Here is a 25,678-nt window from a genome sequence, read left to right as displayed (position 1 = left end):
CGAATGCCCGGTCCGCAGGCTCAGAGCCTTGGCGCCTCGACGCTGTCGAGTGCGCCGCGCAGCAAGTCGTCCACTCCGCGGCCTTCCAGTTGCGCATCGGGCGAGATCATCACGCGGTGCCGCAGCGCCGGCCTCGCTTGCCGTGCCACGTCGTCGGGCGTGATGAAGTCGCGGCCGCGCATCAGGGCCGTCGCCCGCGCCGCGCGGATCAACGCCATGGTGCCGCGCGGGCCGGCGCCGGAGGACAGCCCAGGCCAGTCGCGCGTGGCGCGTGCAATGCGCACCGCGTAGTCGATCACGCGCGCATCGGCATGCACCAGGCAAGCCAGCCGCTGCAACTCGATCACGTGCTGCTCGGCCAGGCAGGGCGTTACGGCATCCAGCGGGAACTGGTTGCCGGCGCGATGCCGCGTGGTGAGTTGCACGATCGCGTTTTCTTCTTCGTGGCTCGGAAAGCCGATGTCGATCTTCAGCAGGAAGCGGTCGAGCTGCGCCTCGGGCAGCGGATAGGTGCCTTCGGTGTCGATCGGGTTCTGCGTGGCCATGACCATGAACGGCCGCGGCAACTGCAGCGCCTTGCCTTCCAGCGTGACCTGGTACTCCTGCATCACTTCCAGCAAGGCGCTTTGCGTCTTGGCCGGTGCGCGATTGATTTCGTCGGCCAGCAGCAGGTTGGTGAACACGGGCCCCTGATGCACGCGCAGCGTGCCGATGCCGCTTTCGCCGCGTCCGGCGGGGTCGAGCACCGAATGGCCGGTGATGTCGGACGGCATCAGGTCGGGCGTGAACTGCACGCGTGCATAGCGCAACGACATGGCTTGCGCGAGCGCGCGTGCGAGCAGGGTCTTGCCGAGGCCGGGCACGCCTTCGATGAGCACATGGCCCGAAGCGACCAGCGCCACCAGTACCTGGTCGACCGCTTCGGCCTGGCCGACCACGGCCTTGCCGACCTGCGCACGCAGCGCGTCGAGCCAGCCGGCAGCGCGGGTCAATTCGTCCTGGGCGATTTCTGGCATGGGAGTCTTTCGATGTCTTCAGTGCGAGGTGGAGGCGTGCGGGATCGCATTCGCGTCGAGGCGGCGTCGTGCCGTTTCGAGCAGCTCGAGGTCGCAAGCCAGTGCGCCGGGGCTGCGCGGGCGCAAGGCCATCGCCAGCAACAGGGCGCGCGCGTCGAGGCCGGTGGCGGCGGCGATGGCAGCGTTGCGTTGTTCGGCGGCGCTTTGCGCATGGCGACGCAGATGCCGGGTTGCCGATTCGTCCAACGCACGTACCTGGGCCGCGTGCAAGGCGTCGCCGCCGTGCATATGCAGGAACTCGGCCGTGCCGCGCACCTGCTCGGCCATCGAGCGGCGCTGCGTCCCGGCCGCTGCGATCAAGGGGCCGAAGCGCACGCCTGCGCGCCACAGCGCGAGCGCCAGTGCCAGCAGGCCGAGCAGGATGGCGACCTGGCCATTGCGCCAGAGCCAGCGCAGGAACGGCTCGCGCGCCTCTTCGACGACGAACCAGAACTCCGCGCCGGCGCGGGCCTGCAAGGCCGACGCCACGAGCAAGGGGTTGTCGCCGCGCAGCACGTTGCTGTTGAAAAGCACCTGCCAGTTGCCGACGACGGTGACGGTGCCCTTGCCCACCGGCACGCGCAGCATCTCGAGGCCGGCCGGGCCCTGCACGGACCACAACGCCTGGGTCTTTCCGGTGGGTGTGAACTGGCGTCCACCCTGGTCGACGCAGGCCTGGAAGCTGCGCGATCCGCTGTAGCTGGCAGGCACCGACTCGGGCTCGGTCACGGTGCGGCAGTCCCAGTCCCCGGCCAGCTTGCCGCCCGCCGCCGGCGCCTGCGCCGGCCTGGAAGAAGGCGTCACGTACTTGGCACTGAACGGCAACCAGGCCTTCAGGCCGACGTGACTGGCGAGGTAGTCTGGAATGACGAGGTGCCCGCCTTGCGCGACCCAGTCCTGCAGGCGCTTCGCCCGGTCGGGAAACAAATCCCATCGCCGCGACATCAGCACCAGCTGCGCCTGCGCAGGCGGCATCTGGTCGAGGCCCGGGCGCTTGACGACTGTGGCACCCAGTTCGCGCAGCAGTTTCTGCGTGGCATAGAGCGTATTGGTTGCGGCCTCGCCACGCGCCGGCGTGCGGCTTTCGGTGTCGGCCCATTCGGTGACGCTGACGAGCCATGCCAACACCGCGACCAGCAGCAGAGCGACGACGATGCGGACCAGCTTGTCCTTCATGGCGCAGCTCCTGTACTTGCCGCATCAGGAAGCTGCCGATCGAACTCGCCGCACAGCGCCAGCACGCGGGCCGTCTCGGGCATCCGGTCGCCGTAGGCCGCCAATTGCCAGGCGTCGACCAACTGCGCGAAGAACGCCTGTGGCACGGGAGCCAGCGTGCGCGATGCCAGCGCAACGCAATCGCCCTCGGTGAGGGCGGCGCGAATCGGCACCGCTCGCACATGCACCAGCCGCGACAACGCGCCGCGATAGAGCAGCGACAGGGCCGCACGTTGCTGCCCGCGCTGCCACAGCCCGGCGGCTGCGTCGCCGATGTCGTCGGGCAAGGTCTGCGGACGAATGTCGAGCGCGCCGACGTGGCTTGGCAATGGCGCCATCGCATGACGCGCCCCTTCTGCGCGCACCTTGACCCAGCGCCGAACGCCGACGGCGACCCACGCCAGCAGCAGCGCGCCCAGCACCCACACCAGCACGCGGCCGCCTTCGCTCACGGCCGTGAAGAAGTGGGCCAGCCAGTCGGCACCCGTACTCTCTTTTTTCTTTTCGGGCTTTTTCACCTTGTCTTCGGCTTCATGTTCCTTGAAGCGCAGCGTCTTCGAGGTCCTGCTTCCCGGCAGGTTCGAATCGGTGCGAACGACGTCTGCCGCGGCCTGGACTTGCTGGCGCGTCGGCGCGTCCGCGCTGGTTGCGGCCTGCGCCGCGCCACACGCGAAGGCGCAAGCCGCGAGCCAGGCGAAGAAACGGCCGCGCACCCTGTCACTCCGCGAAGTCACGGCGAAATTCCTGCTCGATGTCCCACGCTTCGAGCTCGACGCGGCGGTTCAGGTACATGGCAAATCCGGCACCGACGTAGAACGGTTCCAGCAACCCGACGACCGCGGCATAGGCGCTGGCGGCCAGCACGCTCACAGGCACCGAGTCGCTGTCGTTGAACCAGGCGAACACATTGCGCAGGCTGCCTTCGGGCGCGAACCACAGCGCGATCGACAGCACGGCCAGGTACAAGGCCATCTCGACGTTGGCGAACGCGAACTGCAAGCCGGTGGCCGCACCGCGCCGACCGCGCAGGATTTGCGCGCGACGCTTGCGGCGCGCGCTGCCGCGCTGGCCCTCCAACTGTTCCACCGCCTGCGTGTACGAGCGCCATGGCGACAACCGGCGCCAGAACAGGCTGCGCAACAGTTGCCCGCCCCACACGACGCGGCGCTGCTGCCACAGGTCGTTCCATTGCGTGGCCTGGCCGAACACGGCGCGCGACAGGATGAAAAGCAGGCTGCGGTCCAGCCAGGGCTTCAGCATGAAGATCAGCGTCGCCGGCAACCAGGTCGCGAACTCGGCCGTGCACAGGGACACCAGCACGACCACGCCATAGAGCGGCAGGAAACTGCGCCACACTGAAGCCGCATGCGCGCGAACCAGCGCCGCACCCAGGTCGGCAGCCTCCGCCATGGGGCGCGGCCGCAGTGCGATGGCCAGGCCGTCAACGCGCATGAGCGGCTCCAGCGTGCGGCGCAGACGAAGCGCGGCGCGGTCGGCCTTGCCAACCGAGGTAGGCCACCACCAATGCCCAGCAGGCCGCGCCGACACCGTACTTCACCTCGGGTGCTACCCAGCGCGCCGATGACCAGAACGCCTCGATCGCGGCGGCCAGCAACAGCAGCCCGACGACGCCGTAGATCACCACCACCGCATGGTGCGCGGCCATGCGCAACGACTCCAGGCGCGTGTAGCGGCCCGGCGCGATCCAGGCATAGCCCAGCCGCAAGCCCGCCGCGCCCGACAGCACGATGGCCGTGAGTTCGAACGCGCCATGCGTGATGACGAAGGAACAGAAGTTCTGCGCATGCCCGGCCTGGATCAGGTAGCCGCCGACGGCCCCCATCTGCACGCCGTTGTAGACCAGGAAAAAAGCGCTGCCCACGCCGGCGAAGATGCCCGCCGCGAAGCAGCGAAAACCGATGCCGATGTTATGCATGACGTAGTAGCCGAACATCGTCCAGTCGTCATCGGCATCGCGCTTGCGGCCGAAGGCGTCGGCGCTGTCGCCATACATGCGCTCGAAGTTCTGCACCTGATCGGCATCGAGCAGGTGCAGGATGAAGCCCGGGTCGTGCCATGCCGCGAAGCCGGCCAGCAGCAGCGGCAAGGTGAACAGCAGCGCCGCCGCAAGCAGGAAGCCCCCGTGCGCTCGCACCGCCTCCGGAAAATCGACCAGCACCAGGTGGCCCAGGCGCGCCATGCCGTAGTCGTGGCGGCGGTAGATCAACCGATGCGCGCTCTGCGTCAGCGTCTCGAGGCGCTGCGTCAGGTGGACCGGGTAGGCACGCGCCTGTGCCAATGCCAGGTGTTCGCAGACCCGCCGGTACAGCGTGGCGAGCCGCGCACCGTCGAACTTGCGCTTGCGTTCGGCGACACCGATTTCGGCCTCCAGTTCAGCCCACAAGGGCGCATGCATTTCCTCGAACTGAAGCGGCGTCATGCACGCTCTCCATGACCTTTGCCGTTGCCGCCGCTGTTGCCGCCGCTGTTGCCGCCGCTGTTCCCGCCGCTGTTGCCGCCGCTGTTGCCGCTGCCCTTGCCGTGACCGCCGTCGACGTTGCGCCGGCCTAGCACCCATTGCGCCACGCCCAGCAATCGTTGGGACGCCCCGGCGCCCGGCGCACCGGCCGGCAGCACCGGTTGCGCGATCAACGCCAGTTCTTCCAGCCGCTCGGGGGTGAGGCGGCTGGCCCGGCCGGCCCATGACACGATGGCCGCCTGCTCCCGCATGCTCAACGGGCGGACGGGCGCCAGCGGCTCGGCCATCGGCACTTCGCCATGCAGGCTCACGCTGTCGGTAAACACCACCAGCGTGCCCGCGGCCAGGTCGCCCAGCCGCTTGCTGTCCTGGCGCAGCAGCATGCAGGTCACGCCGGCACCGTAGAGCGCGGGCAGGAAGTCGGCGGTGCGCAGCAGGTTGCGGATCAGCGCGGCGGCCGGTGTCACCGGCAGGCCCGAATCCATCACCACCCGCAAGCCCAGCGCGCGCTTGCCGGGCGTCGCACCGCCGCGCGAGAGTTCGAACAGCACCGGGTACAACCACTCCAGCGCGAAAACCCCGATGAGCAGCAACGCAGTGCCCATCCCGCCCATCGCATTGGAGACGGTCGCGATCACGACAAGAATCACCAGTCGTATCGCCAGGTCGATCAGGTACGCCAGGCTGCGCGCCATGATGCCGGCAGGACGCAGCGACAGCGCGATGCCTTCGGGCGTTTCGGCGGTGTAGAGCGTGTCGAGGCGCACGGAAGCGATTGTCAGGCGCGCACGACGACGATGACGTCAGGCAGGCGGCGGCGGGATTTTCGGAAGTTGAACAGGCTGTCGACGATCGTATACATGACCCGCCCACTCCCACATGCGAGCTTTCAGGGGGGCGGGGGTTTCAGGTTCTGCTCCAAATTATCAGGGCGGCCCATTCGCGCCCTGCTGGATGCAATGCGCCGGTGGAATGGATCGCCCCACGAGACCAGACATGATGGCTTGCTTCCGAGGCCCGGCCATCACGTCCAGAACGTCTCGGCGATTCAACCACCCGGGCGCATGCGTCAGGTCGTCGCGCTCGTTGTCACGCAACGCCGCGTAGTTCGCGCCGCAGGATCTTGCCCACGGTGGATTTCGGCAGCGCGTCGATGATTCTCACGACCTTCGGGACCTTGTAGCCAGTCAGCGAGGCGCGGCAATGGTCAATGACTTGCTTCTCCGTCAGCGCTGCGCCCGGCGCCTCGACCACAAACAACTGGATGGCTTCGCCAGTTTTCTCGTCGGGCACGCCGATGCATGCGCACTCGGCCACGCCGGGACATGCGGTGGCCACGGCTTCGATTTCGTTCGGGTACACGTTGAACCCGGACACGATGATCATGTCCTTGATGCGGTCGACGATCTTCAGGTAGCCGCGCGCGTCGAACACCCCCACGTCGCCGGTGCGGAAGTAACCATCCGCCGTGAACGTTGCCGCATTGGCTTCGGGCTTCTCCCAGTAGCCGCTCATGACCTGCGGGCCGGCTGCGCAGATTTCACCCGCCTGCCCCAGCGGCACTTCAATACCGGCGTCGTCGAGCAACTTGATGTCTGTCGATGGCAGCGGCAGGCCGGTCGTGCCGGAGAACTCCTTGATGAACGGCGGGTTGATCGACAGGATGGGGCTGGTCTCCGACAAGCCATAGCCCTCGAGGATCAGGCGTCCGGTGACTTCCTGCCAGCGCTTCGAAGTGGCTTCGATTACCGCGGCCCCGCCGCCCACCGACAGGCGCAAGGACGAGAAGTCGACATCCTTCAGCTTCGGATGCGCGGCCAGGCCGGCATACAGCGTGTTGACGCCGGCGAACACGGTCAGCCTGGAGTCCTTGAAAGTCTGGATCAGGCCGTCGATGTCGCGCGGATTCGCCACCAGCCAGTTCTCCGCACCCAGCGAGAAGTAGCTGACCAGGTTCACCATCAGCGCGAAGATGTGATACAGCGGCAACGCCGTGACGATTACATCCTCGCCAGGACGCAGCGCCTCCTTCATGAAGGCCTTGAACTGCTCCGTGTTGGCCACGAGATTGCGGTGCGAAAGGCACGCGCCCTTCGACAGGCCGGTCGTGCCGCCGGTGTATTGCAGGAACAGCAGGTCGTCGCCGGTGATCGTCGGCGCGGTGTAGTCGGTCGGCATGCCGTCGGACAGGATGTCGCCCATCGAGCGGGTGTGGGTCAACCGCGCATCGATCGCCGGGGCGGGCAGCGTCTTCGGCAATCCGTCGCCAGGACCCGCGGTGATGATCGTCGTGACGCCGGTGTCCTTGACCACTTCTGCGAGCGTCGGCGTGGAACCGTTGAAGACCACGATGGTCTTCACGCATGCATCGTTGAGTTGATGGCCCAACTCGCGTGGCGTGTAGAGCGGGTTCACGTTGACCTGCACGGCACCCAGGCGGGCAATGCCGAAGAAGGCAATCGGAAACGCCGCCAGATTGGGCATCATGACAGCGATGCGGTCGCCTTTCTTCACTCCGATCTCACGCTGCAGGTAGCTCGCGAAGCGCGCGGACAGCCGGTCGATGTCGGCAAAACTCAAGCGCTGCCCGAAGGAACAGAACGCGGTCTTGCCGGCGTAGGTGGCCATGGCCTGCTCGAGCAGGTCGACGATGGAGGTGTACGCGTTGGGATCGATGTGCGAGGGAACGTCGCCGTACGCGGCGAGCCAGGGTCGTTGATTCATTCATGTCTCCGGATATTCGTGAAAGGAAGATCGACATCCCGTCGGCAGCCCCCTCTGCGGGGCCCGACGGGTCGGTCGAGAAAGGTTCTCTCCGAGACCGCACTCGGGGTCAACGGAGCCGCCTTGACAAGGGGCGCTCTTGAGAGCTTGTCAGCTGGTCAGCTGGTCAGCTGGTCAGCTGGTCAGTTCGTCAGGGCGTCAGCTCGTCAGCTCGTCAGCTCGTCAGGGCGTGACGATGTTGAAGAACGGGTCGAAGGTCTCGACGTTCGCGAACACGCTCGCAAACACCTGCGGATCGCCCTCGACCGCCACCATCTCGGCCTTGACCAGGTCCGGCAGCTTCTTGCCTTGCAGCAGCATGGCCAGGAACGCCGGGCGTGTCAGCGTGAGCTTGACGTCCGGGTTCTTCAGGATGCGGCCCTTGGTGTTGTTGAGGACCGAGTTCGACAGCTCCAGTGCCCACGTTTCCTTCAGGTCGGTGAATTCCACCTGGACGTTGGCTTTCATGCCGTCGGTCTTCTCGTGGTTCAGCCGCAGCGCGATGAAGTCGAACAGCAGTTCGTTGTCCATGCCGCGAACCACGTCCGGACCCTGGGTCGAAACCGGCGGCTTGATCACGCCCTGGCGCAGTTCGCGCGCACCGACGAGGTACGCATCGCGCCAGGTGCCGGCTTCGGCCTGGTAGCCCAATTGTTCGAAGGCGTCGGCCTCGAGCGACTTTGCAGCCGCGTTTTCGGGGTTGGCGAACACGATGCGGTTCGTCACTTCCACGGTCCAGCGGTAGTCACCGTCGTCGAACGCCTTGCGAGCGACTTCCAGCGCCTTTTTCTCGCCGCCCATCGCCGCGATGTAGCGCTTGGACAGGTCGGTCGGCGGCAGCCTGTTCAGGGTGGCCGGATTGCCGTCGTAGTAGCCGAGGTAGTAGTTGTAGACGCCGCGCAGGTTGTGGCTCAGCGAACCATAGTAGCCGTGCGTGCTCGAATCCGCGGCGAGGCCCTTGGGGAAGAACTTGGCGTCGCCGATCTCTTCCATCGTCAAACCCTTGTTGGCGAGGTTCAGCGCCTGGTCATGGATGAAGCGATAGGCGTCGCGCTGGTTGACCATGAACTTTCGGATGTTGTCCTTGCCGAAGGTCGGCCAGTGGTGGCTGGCGAAGACGACCTCCGCGTCCGGATAGAGGTCGATGGTCGCGTTGATGTACTTGCTCCACGACAACGCATCGCGCACCTTTGCACCACGGATGGTGTAGATGTTGTGCATGGTCTTGGTGAGCACTTCCGACGTGCACAACGCCTTCTTGTCCGGGAAATAAAACATCATTTCCGAGGGCGCCTCGGAGTTCTGCGCCATCTGGAACACGATGCGCACGCCGTCGACAGTCATTTCCTGCCCGGACCTGGTGACGAGGTCGGTCGGCGGGATCAGGCCGGCGGTGCCGAAGCTGACGGCCTTGCCCAGGCCGCCACCGACTTGCTGGCGGTCGTTGGTCGGAAGGCCGACGCCGAACTGGTAGGTGGCGCGGCGCGACATGGCGTTGCCCGCCAGCACGTTCTCGGCGATGGCGTTGTCCATGAAGCCTTCCGGGCCGATGATCTTGACCTTGCCGGCCTTCACGTCGGCCTCGTCGACCACGCCGCGCACGCCACCGAAGTGGTCGATGTGGCTGTGCGTGTAGATCACGGCCACGACAGGCTTGCTGCTGCCGAGCTTCTGCATCGCGAACGCAAGCGTCGCCTTGGCCATCTCGGCGGTGAAGATCGGGTCGATCACGATCCAGCCGGTCTTGCCTTCGACCAGCGTCATGTTGGCCAGGTCGAGGCCGCGGATCTGGTAGATGCCGTCGGTCACCTTGAACAGGCCGCTGGCGTTGTTGAGCTTTTCCTGGCGCCAGAGGCTGGGGTTCACCGTGGCCGGCGCATTGCCCTTCATGAAGGAGGTGAAGCGGTTTGCATCCCAGACGACCTTGCCGTTGGCGTCCTTGACGACGGGGTCGGGCATGGTCGCGATCAGGCCGCGCGCGGCTTCCTCGTTGTCGGTCTTGTCGTCCATCGTCATGCTTTGCGCGACGGCCTGGTTGGCCCGGATCGTGGCCTGCGTCGCGGGCTTCGGCGCGAGGTCCTGTTGCGCAAAGGCATGCGGGATGAATGCCGATGCGATGAGCGCGGCGACGAGGGTTTGCTTGGCGTCTTTCATGGTGTGTTTGTCTCTTTGTGCGAAGGCTGGGAGTGAATGGAAGAAGTCGCTCACGCGCCGGCGCCGGCGCGGATCATTTCGGCTGCCTTTTCGGCAATCATCACGGTGGGTGCGTTGGTGTTGCCGCCGCAGATCGTCGGCATGATGGAGGCGTCGACCACGCGCAGGCCGTCGATGCCGCGCACACGCACTTGCGAATCGACGACCGCCCTGCGGTCGCTGTCGGGGCCCATCTTGCAGGTGCCGACCGGGTGGTATTGCGTGTCGGCGCGATCGCGGATGTCTTGCGCGATCGCGGCCTTGTCGTTGCGGTCGACCTTGTAGAGCATCTTGCCGCGGTACGGGTCGAAGGGGCTGGCCTGCAGGATGTCCATCTGGATCTGGACGCCCTTCACGAGCAGGTCGAGGTCGCGCCGGTCGTCCAGGAACCTGGGGTCGATCAACGGCGCGGCGCGCGGGTCGCGGCTGGCAAGCTTCACATGACCGCGGCTGTGCGGGCGCAGCACTTCCATGTGGCACGAATAGCCGTGGCCCAGGTGAAGCTTGCGGCTGTGATCGTCGACCACCGCGACCACGAACACCATCTGCAGGTCGGGCACCTTGACGTCCGGCGACGAGCGCACGAAGGCCCCCGATTCCGCGAAGTTGGTGGTGACGAGGCCGGTGCGCTTCTTCTTCCATTCGGGGATGGCAGCGGCCATCCGGATGCCGCCGCGCGCCGAGATGCCGAAGGTCTCGTTGGCACTGCTCGTGCGCCAGGTCTGCACGTGATCGATGTGGTCCTGCAGGTTCTCGCCGACGCCGGGCAGGTCGTGCACGACAGGGATGCCCAGGCGCTGCAGATCCGCGCCCGGTCCGACGCCCGACAGCATCAGCAATTGCGGCGACCCGAAAGCACCCGAAGAGAGAATCACCTCGCGGCGCGCGCGCACCTGCTTCTCGACGCCGTCCACCGTGTAGGCGACACCCACCGCGCGCCTGCCTTCGAACAGGATGCGCGAAGTCAGCGCGTGGGTGCGAACCGAGAGGTTCGGCCGCGAAAGGTTCGGCGTGATGTACCCCTTGGCCGCGCTGTGGCGCTCGCCGTTCTTCTGGGTCACCTGGTACATGAACGAACCGAATTGTTCGGCGCCGTTGTAGTCGGGGTTGTGGGGCACGCCCTTCATGGCGGCCGCGTCAAGGAAGGCCTTGTTGATCGAGCTCGGGCGGCGCAACTCGGCCACGTTGAACGGGCCGTCCGTGCCATGGAAAGGATCGCCGCGATGCGTCTCGTTGTTTTCGGCGCGCTTGAAGAAGGGAAGGACCTCGTCATACGACCAGCCCGGATTGCCGAGCGATGCCCAGTGGTCGTAGTCCCAGCGATGGCCACGTACGTACAGCATGGCGTTGGTCGAGCTCGAGCCGCCCAGCACCTTGCCGCGCGGCTGGTAGCCGCGACGGCCATTCAGGCCCGGCTGCGGAACGGTCTTGAACGCCCAGTTGTTGTACGGAATCGGCAGCATCGTCACCACCCCCGCAGGCGCGTGGATGAACACGCTCTTGTCAGGTCCGCCGGCTTCCAGCAGGCAGACCGATGTGCTCGCGTCCTCACTCAGGCGCGAAGCGACGACGCAGCCGCCGGAACCTCCGCCGATGACCACGTAGTCGAATTCTTCCGTATTCATGTTGTCTCCTGATCGTTGTTTCAGGACCCGATTCTTCTCGCAGGTCGGGATTGAGTCCAATGCATAATGATGGCAATCCCAATGCATTGAACTCATTTACCACATCGAAAGGAATTCGAAATGGACCTCCGACGCTGGACGCACATCGTGGCGGTCGCCGACCGAAAAAGCTTCGTTCGCGCCGCCGAGCAGGTCCACCTGACACAACCCGCGTTGACGCGCAGCATCCAGGCGGCGGAAGCTGAATTGGGCTTGCTACTGTTCGACCGCAATACGAACGAAGTGGTGACCACACCGGCCGGAGAATTCGTCGTCGCGCGGGCCCGGCAGCTGGTGTTCAACAGCCGATGCCTCGAACGCGATATCGCGCTCTACCGAAGTCTCGAACTGGGCGACACGGCCTTCGGGGTAGGGCCCTTCCCCGCGTCGACTTTCATGGCGCCGTTGCTGGCGGACGTGCGCCGGGAGTTTCCAGGCATCAACCTGCGCGTCGAAGCCAGCAATTGGCAACTGTTGCTGAACCGCCTGCGCGAGGAAGACATCGAGTTCTTCGTCGCCGACACCACGGAACTTCCCGGCGACCCGACGCTGCACATACGCCCCTTGCACAATGAGCCAGGGGGCCTTTACGTGCGTACGGGCCATCCATTGACTGAACGCAGGTCGGTCAGGTTGCGCCAGGCGTGGAAGCACGGTGTGCTGTCGATACGCCTTCCTTCAGGTGTGCGTGCAATGCTTGCCCGTCTGCTGGATCTCGAGTCCGCAGCCGCCCTTTCGCTGGCCCTGGAATGCGACGACGTTCACCTCCTGATGGGCGTGGCTCTCGCAAGCGATTCCGTGCTGGCTGCGCCAAGTGCGGCCGTGGCAACGGAGGTGGCGGCGGGGCGCCTGCAACGGCTCGACGTGCAGGGCCTTCCAACGCTCGGTGCCCAGATGGGCGTCGTCACGCTGAGTGGACGCACGCCTTCGCCGATGGCCGAATTGTTGATCAGCCGAATGCCGGCCGCTGACTCGAAGGCGTAACTCGCGGTCTCTTCGCCGGGCGTTCAACCTCGAGTCGACGAAGCTTGAACCGGGAGATTCACCTCGGATGCAGGGCTCGATACGGCGCCCGGTGCAGATGTGGGGGCAGGTGCAGATGTGGGGGCAGGTGCAGATGTGGGGGCAGGTGCAGATGTGGGGGCAGGTGCAGATGCGGGAGCAGGTGCAGATGCGGGGACAGGTGCGGCCACCGGCGCAGGCGCCGGGTTTGGCGCGGCAGACGGTGCGGCTGTCGGCACCGTCGCCGGCGTCGAAGCGGACGCGGGTGGCACCGCCAGCGCCGCTGCAGCCGGGGCCGCGGCAGCGGCCGATGGCGCAGGCGCAGGCGCAGACGCCGGATCGTCCGTCATTGCCTCGGCATCCACCGCCAGATACTGGTCCAGCAGCACAAAGAATCGGTCATAGAAACGGCCGTCCGTCACCGTCTCGCTGGCCACCTTGACCAATGCGTCGTCGCTCGCGGAAAACGGCACCGACAGCGACCCGAGCACGCCGACGCCGACACTCGCCGAGTTGTTGGTCTTCTTCAGGCTGTAGCGGTCTTGCAGCGCGCTGACGAAGGCGATGGTGCTTTCGCGCTTCGGCTTGCCCCTGGCCGCCTGCGCCTCCTTGGCGCAGACCACGCGGAACTCGACTTCCACGTGTACTTCGTTGGCCGGCTGGAAGCTCTTGCGCCCGGTCACCAGGTCGGCATTGGCGGCGGTGATCAGGTAGCCCTGGCTCAGGAGCGCGCGCCGCGCCGCTTCGCAGGTCTGCGCCGCGGTGGCGGGAAAGGTGCGCGTGTGCGTGGTGGTGGAGTCGAACTCCTCGGTGTCGTAGGCGATTCGCCGGGCCGACAACGTGGTGCATCCGGCCAGCGTCAGCGCCGAGAGCGCGGCGACCACCGCCCACCAGCGCGGGCGCGAAACAGTTTCAACGAAAGGGGAACACTTGGACGTCATGGGAATGGGATGCTACCCGGCACATCGCCGGCCCGGCTTCGAGCACGCGAGCCGCGCCGGCGTTCCCTGCTTTTTCAACCGCCCAGGCGAACGATGTGATTGGCACGCGCGCGCCGGCTCTCGATCAGCCGCGCATTCGGCTCGTCCGTGGCGGCCACCCACTCGCGCGCGGCCTCGGGGCTGCGGCCGAATTGCTCGTGCCGGCGCACCAGCCGCTCGCGCCGCAAGGCCTCGTCCACCTCGACGTACCAGACCTGGTCGAACAACGGCGCAACCGCATGCCAGTACAGCAGGTAGTTGCCTTCGCTGATGATCAACTGCGTCTGCGGCAACACGGCGATGGCGCCGGCAATGGGCTCCTCGATCTCGCGCCGGAATTCGGGCGCATAAACGATCTCGTCTTCTTCCTGCGAACGCAGCCGCTTCAGCAGCGCGCCGTAGCCGGCCTGATCGAAGGTGTCCGGCGCGCCTTTGCGGTCGGCACGGCCGAGCCGCTGCAACTCCGAGTTGGCCAGGTGAAAGCCGTCCATCGGCACCACCTGCGCACGCATGCCGAACGCAGCTTGCAAGGCGGCCGCATAGGTCGACTTGCCGGAGCCCGGCGTACCGACCAGGCCGAGCAGCCTGCGCCGGCCGGAAGCCAGCATCGATTCAATGCGCGCCTGCGCTTCGGGGGAGATCTGGATCACGGAAGTCGCCTTCGCTATCGGAACATCAGGAAGTAAAGCAGGAAGATGTTGACCAGCAGCAGTGTCGCCGCGGTCGGTATCTGCACCTTGATCACCGCATTCTTGTCCGGCAACTCCAGCAATGCGGCCGGCACGATGTTGAAGTTGGCCGCCATCGGCGTCATCAGCGTGCCGCAATAGCCCGAGAACATGCCGATGGCCGCCATCACGGCCGGGTCGCCATGGTGGATTCCCACCAGCACCGGCACGCCGACGCCACCCGTCATCACCGGAAACGCCGCGAAGCCGTTGCCCATGATGATGGTGAACAGCGCCATGCCCACGACATAGACCACGACCGCGACAAGGCGCAGGTCCATGTTGATGTAGGCCGTCGTGACATACGCCACCGCCTTGCCCACGCCCGCATCCGAGAACACCAGGCCCAGCATGCCGAGCATCTGCGGCAGCACCACCGCCCAGCCGAGCGCATCGGTGAGCCGCCGCGATTCGCGCATCGCCTGCGCGGGCGTGTCGCGCGTCAGCCAGCAGGCCAGCGCGAGCGCCACGATGCAGCCGACGCCCAAGCTCACCAGCGTGGTGTTCCTCGGGTCGAGCAGCAGTGCGTCGCCGATCTTCACGTTCTTCATCACCACCGTGCCGATGACGGTGACTACCGGGATCGCCAGCGCGGGAATGAACAGCCTGTGGCCGAGCCGCGCCGCCTGGTCCCTGGCCTCTTTCTCGGGCAGCGCATGGTGCTTGCCGTGGCCGACCCCGCCGAAGCCGGCGATCAACGCCATCACCACCACGCCCACGCCCATCCACACCGGCGGGATGTGGTCGCCCACCAGGAACACCACGGCATAGAGTGCCCAGAAAAGGGCACTGGTGAGGCGCTTGGGATGCGCGCTGTCGGCCAGCGTCATGCCCGCCGTCAGCAGCAGGATCGCACCGACCAGATAGTAGAGATAGTCGATCGAGAGGATCATGATTCGGCCCTCGCAGCCTCGTCGCGCGCGGCCTCTTCGGCAGCGGCGCCGTCGGCCAGTTCCTTGTGCAAGGTCTTGTCGAGCCGGCGCAGGCGCCACGCGTGGATCACGAACGCCGCGATCGCCGTCGGTATGCCCCACAGCGCGATGTGCAGCGGCTCGACGTCGATGCCGGCCTCGTGCAGGAAGGTCGACATCAGCACGATCGCGCCGAAGGCCACGAAGATGTCTTCGCCGAAGAACAGGCCGACGTTGTCGGTGGCCGCGGCGTAGGCGCGCAGCCGGTAGCGGATGCGGTCGGGCAAGCTGCCGTAGCGCGCCTCGGCCGCGCCCTCGGCCATCGGCGCGATCAAGGGCCGCACCATCTGCGGGTGCCCGCCGAGGCTGGTCAAGCCCACTGCCGCCGTGAGTTCGCGCGCGGCCAGGTAGACGATCAGCAGGCGCCCGGTGGTGGCCGACTTGATGCGGCTGATCCAGTTCTGCGCATGCTGTCGCAAGCCGTGTCGCTCGAGCAGGCCGATCACCGCGAGCGGCAGCAGGATGATGAGCGGCAGGTTGCGCGTCTTGACGAAGCCGGTGCCGATTTCAGCCAGCACCTTCTCGACGGGAAAGCCCGCCGCAAACGCCGTGACGATGGCGGTGATGGCCACCACCAGCATCGGATTGAATCGCAGCATGAAGCCCGCGATGATGACGGCCACGCCGATGAGCGGCCAGAGACTGACGCTGGTTTGCACGGGGTTTCCTTTGTTGGAGTGGTTGTGGACAACCACATCCTCTTCCTGCAGGCGCGCCCGGGCAAGGGCCGACGCGCAGCGGCAACAAGGGAACCCGGCGACAAGCGGCGTTGCGGTGCCGCTTGCGTCAAGGCGTCACGACATCACGGATAGAGACCGCGCTCCTGGCGAGCCATCAGGATGCGTTCGCAAGCCACCGCATAGGTGGCCGTGCGCAGCGTGATCTTGTGCTTGTCGGCCGTGTCCCAGATGTGGTTGAGCGCATTCATCATGATGCGGTCGAGGCGCACGTTGATCTCGTCCTCGTCCCAGAAGAAGGACGAGAAGTCCTGTACCCATTCGAAGTAACTCACCGTCACGCCGCCGGCGTTGCAGATCACGTCGGGCACCACCAGCACGCCGCGCTCGGCGAGGATGTCGTCGGCCTCGGGCACCGTCGGGCCGTTGGCGCCTTCGAGCACCAGCTTGGCGCTGGTCTTCTTCGCGCGCTCCGCCGTGATCTGGCCTTCGAGCGCCGCGGGGATGAGGATGTCGCAGGCCACGTCCCAGAAGGCTTCGTTGGGCACCACGTCGCCGCCCTTGAAGCTCACCGCGCCCGCGACGGTGCGCGAGATCGGGATCAGCTTGGACAGGTCGAGGCCGTTTTCATTGACGACCGTGCCGGTGTGGTCCTGCACCGCGACGATCTTGGCGCCCGCTTCGGCGAACAGTTCCGCCGCCACCGAACCCACGTTGCCGAAGCCCTGCACCGCGATGCGTGCGCCACGCAGGTCGAGGCCCAGGCGGCGCGCTGCTTCGCGGCCGGTGACGAAAACACCGCGGCCGGTCGCTTTCACGCGGCCGAGCGAACCGCCCAAGTGCAACGGCTTGCCCGTGACCACGCCGGTGGCCGTGCCGCCGACGTTCATCGAATAGGTGTCCATCATCCAGGCCATGATCTGCGCGTTGGTGTTGACGTCAGGCGCGGGGATGTCGGTATGCGGGCCGATGATGATGCCGATCTCGCTGGTGTAGCGGCGCGTGACCTTTTCCAGTTCCTTCGACGACAACTGCTTCGGATCGACGCGAATGCCGCCCTTGGCGCCGCCATAGGGCAGGTTCACCGCGGCGGTCTTGACCGTCATCCAGGCCGACAGGGCCATCACTTCTTCCAGCGTGACGTCGGGGTGGAAGCGCACGCCGCCCTTGCCCGGACCGCGCGACAGGTTGTGCTGCACGCGATAGCCCTCGAAGTGCGCGACGGTGCCGTCGTCCATCTCGATCGGCACGTCGACGATCAGAGCGCGCTTGGGTCGCTTCAGCGTTTCAGCCCAGCGCGACAGTTCGCCAAGATATGGAACCACACGATCGACCTGCTGGAGGTAGGTACCCCAGGGGCTGTTGGGTGTGGGATTGACGAAGGAGAGTTTCTCGCTCATTGACTGAAGCCTTTGTTTGCCTTGGGTGGATAGATGGGCCGCACGATAGCCCTGCCGCGCCTGCAGCGCCACCTCTTATGTCCGATGCGTTGGCTGTTATGCGCTAGCGGCAAGCAGCGCGGCATTGCCACCCGCAGCCGTCGTGACCGTCTGCTCCGCGCAGAAGCCATACAAGTAGTTCGGCCCGCCCGCCTTGGGCCCCGTGCCGCTCGGGCCCTCGCCGCCGAAGCATGGCCGACATGCCCGCCTACCGCGACTTTGCCGGCACGGTCTTCTGCCAACTGCCAGGCGTTCGCGAGACGCGCACCTATGACCATGCCCTCGAAAAACGTATCCCTTGCTGAGTGTTTCAATGCAAGCAAGGAGAACGGTAATGACGAAGGCGACGAGAGCGCGCTACACGCTGGAGTTCAAGAAGGAGACAGCGCTTCGGGTTGATTGCGGCGCGCCGCGGCGGCGATGAAGGACGACCTTGGGAGATTCATGAAGGCGGTGATCCCGGTGAGGTGACGGGCACGGCCTTCAGCCGCTACGACCGCCCCCCGAAAATCGCCGTCCCGATCCGCACCATCGTGCTCCCGGCCGCTATCGCGGCTTCCAGGTCGGCCGACATGCCCAGCGACAGCACGTCCAACGCAATGCCCTCGCCCCGAACCTGCTCGTAGACAGCCGCTGCCCGCATGAAAAGCGCGCGCTGCGCTTCGAAATCCGGCGCGGGCTCCGGAATCGCCATCAGGCCCCTCAGCTTGAGCCGTGGCAACTTCGCAACGGCGCGCGCCAGCGCTGGCGCCTCCCCAGCCGGCACTCCGGACTTGTTGGCTCCGCCATCCACGTTCACTTGCAGGCATACCTGCAGGGGCGCCAACCCGTCCGGCCGCTGCTCGCTCAGCCGCTCCGCGATCTTCAGGCGGTCGATGCTGTGCACCCAGTCGAAGTGCTCGGCCACCGGTCGGGTCTTGTTGCTCTGCAACGGGCCGATACAGTGCCATTCGATTTCGCCGCGCAGATCGGCGAGCATGTGTATCTTGGCCAAGCCCTCCTGCACGTAGTTCTCTCCAAACGCCCGTTGGCCGGCGGCGTAGGCTTCGCGCAACGCCTCCGGGGGAAACGTTTTGGAGACTGCAAGCAGGCGCACGCTTGCAGCTTCCCGCCCGGCAGCTGTGCAGGCTGTCACGATCCGCGCCTGAACTTGCTGGAGGTTGTTCACAATCATCGTCATAATCGTCAAAAGCGTATCAAAACGTCACCGGCTTTTTGTCGGCGCGTCACTGCTGATTGAGGAGCCTCGTGGACATTACCCAACTGCTGGCGTTCAGCGTCAAGAACAAGGCGTCGGACTTGCACCTCTCCTCGGGCCTGCCCCCGATGATCCGGGTGCACGGCGACGTACGGCGCATCAACGTCGACGCGCTCGACCACAAGCAGGTGCATGCGATGGTGTACGACATCATGAGCGACACCCACCGCAAGCACTACGAAGAATTCCTGGAAGTCGACTTCTCGTTCGAGATCGAAGGCCTGGCGCGCTTCCGGGTGAACGCCTTCAACCAGTCGCGCGGCGCGGCTGCGGTGTTCCGGACCATTCCCTCGAAGATCCTGTCGCTGGAGCAGCTCAACGCGCCGAAGATTTTCGCTGACCTGGCATTGCGCCCCCGCGGCCTGGTGCTGGTGACCGGCCCGACGGGCTCGGGCAAGTCGACCACGCTGGCCGCCATGGTCAACTACCTGAACGAGACCGAGTACGGCCACATCCTCACGGTGGAAGACCCGATCGAATTCGTGCACGAGTCGAAGAAGTGCCTGATCAACCAGCGCGAAGTCGGCCCGATGACGCTGAGCTTTGCCGCTGCCTTGCGCTCTGCCTTGCGCGAAGACCCGGACGCGATCCTGGTGGGCGAAATGCGCGACCTGGAAACCATCCGACTGGCCATGACCGCGGCTGAAACCGGCCACCTGGTGTTCGGCACGCTGCACACCTCGTCGGCCGCGAAAACCATCGACCGGATCATCGACGTCTTCCCCGGCGAAGAAAAGGACATGATCCGCGCGATGCTGTCGGAGTCTCTCCAGGCGGTGATTTCGCAGACGCTGTGCAAGACCAAGGACGGCCAGGGCCGGGTGGCGGCGCACGAGATCATGCTGGGCACGCCGGCCATCCGCAACCTGATCCGCGAGGGCAAGGTGGCGCAGATGTATTCGTCGATCCAGACCGGACAGGGCCAGGGCATGCAGACGCTGGACCAGAACCTCACCGACCTCGTTCGCCGCAGTGTCATTTCGGCCACCGAGGCACGCGGCAAGGCCAAGATTCCCGAGAATTTCCCAGGCTGACCCCCAGCATTCACGGAGCCCGACATCATGGAACGCGATCAAGCCAGTCAGTTCATCAACGACCTCCTCAAGCTCATGGTGAGCCGCAACGGTAGCGACTTGTTCATCACCGCGGACTTCCCGCCGGCGATCAAGGTCGACGGGAAGGTGATCAAGGTCTCGGGCCAGGCGCTGGGCCCGCAGCACACGCTGGCCCTCGTCCGCTCGATCATGAACGACCGCCAGACGGCCGAGTTCGAGCGCACCAAGGAGTGCAACTTCGCGATCTCGCCGTCGATCGGCCGCTTCCGCGTGAATGCGTTCGTGCAACAGGGCAAGGTCGGCATGGTGATGCGGACCATTCCGCAGAAGCTGCCGACCATCGACGGCCTCGGCATGCCGCAGGTAATGAAGGACGTGGCGATGGCCAAGCGCGGCCTGGTGATCCTGGTCGGCGCCACCGGCTCCGGCAAGTCGACCACGCTGGCCGCGATGGTCGACTGGCGCAACGAGAATTCGCAAGGCCACATCGTCACGGTGGAGGACCCGATCGAGTTCGTGCACCCGCACAAGAACTGCGTCGTGACGCAACGCGAAGTGGGCATCGACACCGACAGTTGGGAAGCCGCGCTGAAGAACACGCTGCGCCAGGCGCCGGACGTGATCCTGATGGGCGAAATCCGCGACCGAGAGACGATGGACAACGCCATCGCCTTCGCAGAGACCGGCCACCTCTGCATGGCCACGCTGCATGCCAACAGCGCCAACCAGGCGCTGGACCGCATCATCAACTTCTTCCCCGAAGAGCGCCGCACGCAGTTGCTGATGGACTTGTCGCTGAACCTCAAGTCGCTGATCTCGCAGCGCCTGATCCCGACGGAAGACGGGCGTGGCCGCGTGGCGGCGGTGGAGATCCTGCTGAACACGCCGCTGATCTCCGACATGATCTTCAAGGGCGAAGTCGGCGAGATCAAGGAGATCATGAAGAAGAGCCGCAACCTCGGCATGCAGACCTTCGACCAGGCGCTGTACGACCTCTTCGAATACAACGCGATTTCGCTCGAAGACGCGCTGCGCAATGCCGACTCGCAGAACGACTTGCGCCTGCAGATCAAGCTCAACAGCCAGCGGGCGCGCACCACCGACCTCTCGGCGGGCACCGAGCATTTCGCGATCGTGTAGCTCGCCCCCAGGCTCCGCGCACTGCGTGCGCTCCTCCCTCCCCCTGCCGGGGGCAACACCAGCGGCCTGGCAAAGCCAGTTCCGCGGTGTTTCTGGAATGGGGCGGCAACGGCGCCTGAGGTTGCCCCGCGTTGATAAGCTTGGGTGATGACTGTTCAAATCAATTCCAAGAGCTACGACGCCACGCCCGCACGCAAGGTTGCCTTCCTCGGCCTGGGTGTGATGGGCTATCCGATGGCCGGGCATCTGGCGCTTGCGGGGCACAGCGTCACCGTCTACAACCGCACCGCCACCAAGGCAGCCGAGTGGGTTGCGCAACTCACCGAAGCGAAAGCGCCCGCGGCCCTGGATCGTGGCGCCACGCCGCGCGAAGCGGTTGCCGGCGCGGACATCGTGTTCTGCTGCGTCGGCAACGACGACGACCTGCGCTCGGTCGCGCTCGGTGACAACGGCGCCTTTACCGGCATGCGCAAGGGCGCGGTGTTTGTCGACCACACGACCGCCTCTGCCGACGTGGCGCGCGAGCTTTCAAAGGCCGCATTGGCCCAAGGCCTCCAGTTCATCGACGCGCCGGTGTCGGGTGGGCAGGCCGGCGCGCAGAACGGCGTGCTGACCGTGATGTGCGGCGGTGACGCGTCGGCCTTCGAACAGGTCAAGCCGGTCGTTGCCGCCTTTGCGCGCGCAGTCACCCTGCTGGGCGAAAGCGGCGCGGGCCAACTGGCCAAGATGGTCAATCAGATCTGCATCGCCGGGCTGGTCCAAGGCTTGAGCGAAGGCATTGCTTTCGGGCAGCGCGCCGGCCTCGACATGGAAGCCGTGCTCGCCGTCATCGGCAAGGGCGCGGCACAGAGTTGGCAGATGGACAACCGCGGCAAGACCATGATCGACGGCAAGTTCGACTACGGCTTCGCGGTCGACTGGATGCGCAAGGATCTGGGCCTGGTGCTCGACGAAGCCCGGCGCAACGGCGCAAAGCTGCCGGTGACGGCGCTGGTCGACCAGTTCTACGGCGACGTGCAGCAAGCCGGTGGCCGACGCTGGGACACGTCGAGCCTGATCACGCGGCTGAAGTAATTCCGCCGGGGTCAGCGAACCGGCGATGTCACCACGCCGTTGTTGGCCGGCGGCGAGACGTTCGTCTGCGGCAGCGGTGCCATCGGCGGCAGCGGCACGCGGGATGACGATGAAGACGACGATGACGCCGGCGTCGCATCCTGCACGGGTGCCGGCGTGTTCGGCGCGGCAATCCCGCCGGAACGCTGGCCGGCGGCCAGTTCGGCGTCGGTGACGATCTCGATCACGCGCACCACCTTCGACACGCCCGAAACGCCGCGCGCGATGTCGCTGGCGCGGTCGGCTTCGCGCCGCGTGGAGATGCCCATGATGTAGACCACGCTGCGCTCGGTCACGATCTTGAATGAGTTGGCAAAGATGTCCTTCGAGTCAAGCATCGAGGCCTTGACCTTGCCGGTGAGGTAGGTGTCGTTCGAGCGATCCTGCAGCGAGCTGCCCGGACCGACCGTCACCTCGTTGACCACCGAGCGCACGTTGTCGAGACGCTGGATCTCGATGCCCACGCGCTGCCTGTCCGCCTCGCTGCCAACCGTGCCGACCAGAAGCACCTGGCGGTTGTAGCTGATCACCGTGACGTTCATGTTGTCGTTGGCGATCTCGTGGATGCGGGCGCCGGCGCGCAATTCGATGGACTGGTCGTCGACTTGCGCACCCGAGCTGCGGCGGTCCGTCGCGACCATGCCCGCGCCGGCGACTGCCGCGCCTCCGACCACCAACGGCACACAGCCTGGAAGACTGGCACCCAGTGCGGCGACAGCAGTGAATGCAAGGAGCAGGCGTTGTGTGGATGTCGGCGTGTTCATTGGAGGGTATGTTCCTGTGCGTTTTCTTGTGCAGGCAGCGGGCTCGCGGTCAGTTTAGCCCACCGTTTTTTCACGCTCGCTCCACTCAGACCGGGAGCTGCGATGTGTCGTTTTCCTGCTCGCCGAGCAGTTGGGCGTCAACACCATCGCAGAGGCAGTGCAGCGTCAGAAGGTGGACTTCGTGGATGCGCGCCGCCCGCTCATGGGGTACGCACACTTGAACATCGGTTTCCCGCAACGCGCGTCCGACAACGCCGCCATTGCTTGTGCGCCCCCCGCCTGGCGCAAGGCCGAGCAAGGCAACGACGGTCATGTCGCGCGCATGCGCCGCCTCGACCGCGGCGAGGATCGCTGCGGATTGCCCGCTCGCGCTGAGCACGAGCAGCACGTCGCCGGCCTGGCCCAATGCGCGCACCTGGCGCGCAAAGCGATCGGCGTCGGCGGCTGCAGGTGTGTCGGCGAGCGGGTCGGCACTGTCTCCTGCGAGCGCGATGGCGCCGAGTTCGGGCCGGTCGCGTTCGAAACGGCCAACGAATTGGGCCGCGAATTGTGCCGCGAGCAAGCCGGACACGCCGGCCCCGCACGCGAGGATCTTGCCGCCGCTGGTGACGCAGGCCAGCAGTGCCTGCATTGCTTGCGAAATAGGCTTGCTGAGGACAGTGCCCGCCTGGTATTTGAGATCAGCGCTATCGATGAAGTGCTGCTGGATGCGTTGCTCGAGCATGGTGCGGATGATAACGATGGGTAGACGGATAGAAATTGGAGAGGCCCGCAAGTTCCGCGGGCCGCTCAGCCTGCATCGAACGCTCCCCGCAGCCATTCGATGCGGCCGGCCTCGACCAGCACCACGTCGAACCGGCACGGCGGCAGCGTGCGCAGATTCATCAGGTAGTGCCGCGCGGCGACGATGACGCGGTGCTGCTTGAGGCCCGTGATGCTGCCGCCCGCGCCGCCGTGCGAGCCGCTCGCGCGCCGCCGCACTTCGACGAACACCAGCGTGTCGTCGCGCGGGTCGCGCATGATCAGGTCGATCTCGCCGCCGCCGCGGCCCGGGGTTCGATAATTGCGCGCGACGAACGCGAGGCCCGCCTCGAGCAAATGCGCAAGCGCCGCGTCTTCACCCGCATCGCCGCGCTGCTTGGTCGTCACGCCGGCGCGCGCGGCACCTGTTCCTGATCGCTTGTTCTGGAGAAACACCTTTGAGCTCCCTGATCCCCGCCTCGTTCGGCGCCGCACTGCAGGCGGCGCGCGACGCCGCGGGTGCGCAGCATTATCCGCACGGCACGCTGTATGTCGCCGCGACGCCGATCGGCAACCTGGCCGACATCACCTTGCGTGCCCTCCATGTGCTGGAGATTGCCGACGCCATCGCCTGCGAGGACACGCGCCACACCCAGGGCCTGCTGCGTGCCTACGGCATCGACCGCCCGGCCGCTCGATTGCTGGCCGTGCATCAGCACAACGAGGCCGAGGCGGCACAGGGCGTGATTACCCGACTCGCGCAGGGTGAGCGCATCGCCTACGTCAGCGATGCCGGCACGCCCGGCGTGAGCGACCCGGGCGCGCGTCTCGCAGCAGCCGTGCGCGAGGCCGGCCATCGCGTGCTGCCCCTGCCGGGCGCCAGCAGCGTGACCACGCTGCTGAGCGCGGCCGGCCTGGTCGGTGCGGAAGACGACGGCAGCGCATTCGTCTTTGCCGGCTTCCTGCCGAGCAAGGCCGGCGAGCGTGACGCCGCCGTGCAGCGCCTGGCAACGGAGCCGCGCGCCGTGCTGCTGCTCGAAGCGCCCCATCGCATCGAGGCAATGGCCCGCGCGTTGGCCGTGCTGGGACCGAGACGGGTCACGCTGGGCCGGGAACTCACCAAGCAGTTCGAAGAGATCGCCACCGTCGCAGCCCACGACCTGGCCGGCTGGCTTGCAGCCGGCGCGCAGCGCACCCGAGGGGAGTTCGCGCTGGTGCTGCATCCCGCGCCGAAAGCAACCGACAGCACAGGCGACGGCGAGCGCGTGCTGAAGCTGTTGCTGGCCGAGTTGCCGGTGAAGACGGCAGTGAAGCTCGCGGCGGAGATCAGCGGCGCGCCGCGCAATGCGCTCTATGAGACTGCGCTGAAACTGCGCGCGGGGGAGTGACTCACCCCCGAAGCGCCGCAGGCGCCTCCCCCTCCAGGGGGCGATACCAGCGGCCCGGCAAAGCCGGTTCCGCGGTATCCCTGGCATTTGACCCGCCGGCTTCACGCGTCGCGGGTTCCGGTAGTCTCAATTCCGTTCTCCGCCACGCTGTTGAGTGACTCGCACGCATGAACCCAGGACGAGCACTGCGAAGTCTGTTCGTGGGCACCCGCGGAACCGGCTTTGCCGGGCCGCTGGGTGCGCCCCCTGGAGGGGGAGACGCCGCAGGCGCTTCGGGGGTGGTCAATCACCATCCAGTTCGGGATACCGCCGAAAAATCCCGTCCTCGTTGAACGCGATGCGGCGCGGGCTTTTCAGGTACTCGTGCACGCGCTGCCGGCGTGCGACGTTCGCATGCAGCTTGGCCACCGCAGGCGTCGCCGCCAACGCGCGCGCCGTGGCCTTGGGGAAGGCGTAGCGCAAGCCGTCCACCAACTGGAACAACGACAGGTCGGCATAGCTCAACGCATGGCCGACCAGATGCGTATCGCCGGCGGGATTGCGTCGCAGCACCTGCTCGAACCAGCCGAGGAACTTGGGAATGCGCTCATCGCGAAACGACTGGGCCACGCGCGCCGCCTCGGGCTTCTGGTCTTCGTAATAGAGGCCGGTACCGACAGGGTGATGGGTGTCGTGCACCTCGGCCACCGCGTCAGCAACGGTGAGCTGCAGCTGGTGGGTCCAGATGCGCTCTTCTTCCGTGTCGCCGACCAGGTGCAGGCGCGGGCCGAGATAAAGCAGGATGGCCGCCGTCTGGCCGACCACGATGGAGCCGTGGACGAGAAACGGCGGCGCGAATGGCGGCCAGGGGTTATGGGGGTCTTTGAGCCGACGCACCAACTCGGCTTCGCCGCCGCCGCGGCCGGGCGGCTCGCGCGCGACGTCTACATAGTCGACGCCGGCCGCCTCCAGCGCCAGCCGGACGAATTCGCCACGACCCTGGATGGTGGGCCAGTAGTGCAATTGGTAAGTCATCAGGGAGCCTCGCCATTTTTTTGACGTCCGTCTGCAAGC

24 protein-coding genes are annotated in these 25,678 nt (G+C 66.2%); 5 read left to right on the top strand and 19 right to left on the bottom strand.

Features of this window, described 5'->3' with window-relative positions:
* Positions 1 to 20: 20 nt before the first annotated feature.
* From WKW80_RS20280 to WKW80_RS20240, 9 genes are all read right to left on the bottom strand, one after another.
* On the bottom strand, positions 21 to 1,016 hold the full coding sequence (locus WKW80_RS20280; RefSeq protein WP_340365379.1) for an AAA family ATPase: 996 nt from the start codon (positions 1,014 to 1,016) through the stop codon (positions 21 to 23).
* Positions 1,017 to 1,034: 18 nt separating this feature from the next.
* Entirely contained in the window at positions 1,035 to 2,231 is a 1,197-nt protein-coding gene (locus tag WKW80_RS20275; RefSeq protein ID WP_340365378.1) for a DUF4350 domain-containing protein, read from the bottom strand.
* A complete protein-coding gene (locus WKW80_RS20270; protein WP_340365377.1) occupies positions 2,228 to 3,004 on the bottom strand; it encodes a DUF4129 domain-containing protein in 777 nt (258 codons plus the stop codon). Before WKW80_RS20270 ends, WKW80_RS20275 begins: the two co-directional genes overlap by 4 nt.
* Positions 2,988 to 3,722, bottom strand: a complete 735-nt coding sequence (locus tag WKW80_RS20265) for a hypothetical protein (protein ID WP_340365376.1) — start codon at positions 3,720 to 3,722, stop codon at positions 2,988 to 2,990. The genes WKW80_RS20270 and WKW80_RS20265 overlap by 17 nt, the downstream gene beginning before the upstream one ends.
* Positions 3,712 to 4,710, bottom strand: a complete 999-nt coding sequence (locus WKW80_RS20260) for a stage II sporulation protein M (RefSeq protein ID WP_340365375.1) — start codon at positions 4,708 to 4,710, stop codon at positions 3,712 to 3,714. Before WKW80_RS20260 ends, WKW80_RS20265 begins: the two co-directional genes overlap by 11 nt.
* Positions 4,707 to 5,516: an RDD family protein gene (locus WKW80_RS20255; RefSeq protein WP_340365374.1), complete on the bottom strand. Its 810-nt coding sequence runs from the start codon at positions 5,514 to 5,516 to the stop codon at positions 4,707 to 4,709. Before WKW80_RS20255 ends, WKW80_RS20260 begins: the two co-directional genes overlap by 4 nt.
* A gap of 322 nt (positions 5,517 to 5,838) precedes the next feature.
* A complete protein-coding gene (locus tag WKW80_RS20250) occupies positions 5,839 to 7,473 on the bottom strand; it encodes an AMP-binding protein (RefSeq protein ID WP_340365373.1) in 1,635 nt (544 codons plus the stop codon).
* Between the two features lie 222 nt (positions 7,474 to 7,695).
* Entirely contained in the window at positions 7,696 to 9,666 is a 1,971-nt protein-coding gene (locus WKW80_RS20245) for an alkyl/aryl-sulfatase (RefSeq protein WP_340365372.1), read from the bottom strand.
* A 50-nt stretch (positions 9,667 to 9,716) separates the two neighbouring features.
* Entirely contained in the window at positions 9,717 to 11,330 is a 1,614-nt protein-coding gene (locus tag WKW80_RS20240; RefSeq protein WP_340365371.1) for a GMC family oxidoreductase, read from the bottom strand.
* Positions 11,331 to 11,450: 120 nt separating this feature from the next.
* Between WKW80_RS20240 and WKW80_RS20235 the strand changes: the two genes are divergently transcribed.
* Positions 11,451 to 12,353 carry a LysR family transcriptional regulator gene (locus WKW80_RS20235; protein WP_340365370.1) on the top strand — a complete coding sequence of 301 codons (903 nt, stop codon included), beginning with the start codon at positions 11,451 to 11,453 and terminating at the stop codon, positions 12,351 to 12,353.
* A 23-nt stretch (positions 12,354 to 12,376) separates the two neighbouring features.
* Here the strand turns inward: WKW80_RS20235 and WKW80_RS20230 are convergent, their stop codons facing one another.
* From WKW80_RS20230 to WKW80_RS20205, 6 genes are all read right to left on the bottom strand, one after another.
* Positions 12,377 to 13,312, bottom strand: coding sequence for a DUF2242 domain-containing protein (locus WKW80_RS20230; RefSeq protein WP_340365369.1), 936 nt, complete (start codon positions 13,310 to 13,312; stop codon positions 12,377 to 12,379).
* A gap of 74 nt (positions 13,313 to 13,386) precedes the next feature.
* A complete protein-coding gene (locus WKW80_RS20225) occupies positions 13,387 to 14,001 on the bottom strand; it encodes a nucleoside/nucleotide kinase family protein (protein ID WP_340365368.1) in 615 nt (204 codons plus the stop codon).
* 14 nt (positions 14,002 to 14,015) lie between these two features.
* On the bottom strand, positions 14,016 to 14,972 hold the full coding sequence (locus WKW80_RS20220) for a DUF979 domain-containing protein (RefSeq protein ID WP_340365367.1): 957 nt from the start codon (positions 14,970 to 14,972) through the stop codon (positions 14,016 to 14,018).
* Positions 14,969 to 15,709, bottom strand: coding sequence for a DUF969 domain-containing protein (locus WKW80_RS20215; RefSeq protein ID WP_340365366.1), 741 nt, complete (start codon positions 15,707 to 15,709; stop codon positions 14,969 to 14,971). The genes WKW80_RS20220 and WKW80_RS20215 overlap by 4 nt, the downstream gene beginning before the upstream one ends.
* Before the next feature lie 143 nt (positions 15,710 to 15,852).
* The gene (locus WKW80_RS20210; RefSeq protein WP_340365365.1) at positions 15,853 to 17,127 is read right to left on the bottom strand and encodes a Glu/Leu/Phe/Val family dehydrogenase; all 1,275 of its coding nucleotides are present in this window, start codon (positions 17,125 to 17,127) and stop codon (positions 15,853 to 15,855) included.
* Positions 17,128 to 17,656: 529 nt separating this feature from the next.
* Entirely contained in the window at positions 17,657 to 18,346 is a 690-nt protein-coding gene (locus WKW80_RS20205) for a YggS family pyridoxal phosphate-dependent enzyme (protein WP_340365364.1), read from the bottom strand.
* 68 nt (positions 18,347 to 18,414) lie between these two features.
* On the opposite strand from WKW80_RS20205, the gene WKW80_RS20200 reads away from it, so the two are divergent.
* The 3 genes from WKW80_RS20200 (at position 18,415) to WKW80_RS20190 (ending at position 21,693) form a co-directional block, all read left to right on the top strand.
* Positions 18,415 to 19,458: a type IV pilus twitching motility protein PilT gene (locus WKW80_RS20200; RefSeq protein WP_340365363.1), complete on the top strand. Its 1,044-nt coding sequence runs from the start codon at positions 18,415 to 18,417 to the stop codon at positions 19,456 to 19,458.
* 27 nt (positions 19,459 to 19,485) lie between these two features.
* The gene (locus WKW80_RS20195; protein ID WP_340365362.1) at positions 19,486 to 20,619 is read left to right on the top strand and encodes a PilT/PilU family type 4a pilus ATPase; all 1,134 of its coding nucleotides are present in this window, start codon (positions 19,486 to 19,488) and stop codon (positions 20,617 to 20,619) included.
* Positions 20,620 to 20,766: 147 nt separating this feature from the next.
* Positions 20,767 to 21,693 (top strand): NAD(P)-dependent oxidoreductase, encoded by a 927-nt coding sequence (locus tag WKW80_RS20190; RefSeq protein ID WP_340365361.1) that lies wholly within the window; start codon positions 20,767 to 20,769, stop codon positions 21,691 to 21,693.
* Between the two features lie 11 nt (positions 21,694 to 21,704).
* On the opposite strand, the gene WKW80_RS20185 is transcribed toward WKW80_RS20190, so the two are convergent.
* The 3 genes from WKW80_RS20185 to WKW80_RS20175 form a co-directional block, all read right to left on the bottom strand.
* Entirely contained in the window at positions 21,705 to 22,496 is a 792-nt protein-coding gene (locus tag WKW80_RS20185) for a BON domain-containing protein (protein ID WP_340365360.1), read from the bottom strand.
* Positions 22,497 to 22,581: 85 nt separating this feature from the next.
* Positions 22,582 to 23,220 carry an SIS domain-containing protein gene (locus WKW80_RS20180; protein WP_340365466.1) on the bottom strand — a complete coding sequence of 213 codons (639 nt, stop codon included), beginning with the start codon at positions 23,218 to 23,220 and terminating at the stop codon, positions 22,582 to 22,584.
* A 65-nt stretch (positions 23,221 to 23,285) separates the two neighbouring features.
* On the bottom strand, positions 23,286 to 23,693 hold the full coding sequence (locus tag WKW80_RS20175; RefSeq protein WP_340365359.1) for a YraN family protein: 408 nt from the start codon (positions 23,691 to 23,693) through the stop codon (positions 23,286 to 23,288).
* A gap of 2 nt (positions 23,694 to 23,695) precedes the next feature.
* Here WKW80_RS20175 and rsmI point away from each other — a divergent pair, with 2 nt between their 5' ends.
* The gene (gene rsmI, locus WKW80_RS20170; RefSeq protein ID WP_340365358.1) at positions 23,696 to 24,625 is read left to right on the top strand and encodes a 16S rRNA (cytidine(1402)-2'-O)-methyltransferase; all 930 of its coding nucleotides are present in this window, start codon (positions 23,696 to 23,698) and stop codon (positions 24,623 to 24,625) included.
* Between the two features lie 282 nt (positions 24,626 to 24,907).
* On the opposite strand, the gene WKW80_RS20165 is transcribed toward rsmI, so the two are convergent.
* Positions 24,908 to 25,639, bottom strand: a complete 732-nt coding sequence (locus WKW80_RS20165; protein ID WP_340365357.1) for a glutathione S-transferase — start codon at positions 25,637 to 25,639, stop codon at positions 24,908 to 24,910.
* Positions 25,640 to 25,678 lie beyond the last annotated feature (39 nt).

The sequence above is a fragment of the Variovorax humicola genome (genome assembly GCF_037889915.1).
Taxonomy (GTDB): Bacteria; Pseudomonadota; Gammaproteobacteria; order Burkholderiales; family Burkholderiaceae_C; genus Variovorax; species Variovorax humicola.
This window is presented reverse-complemented; position numbering and strand designations above follow the sequence as displayed.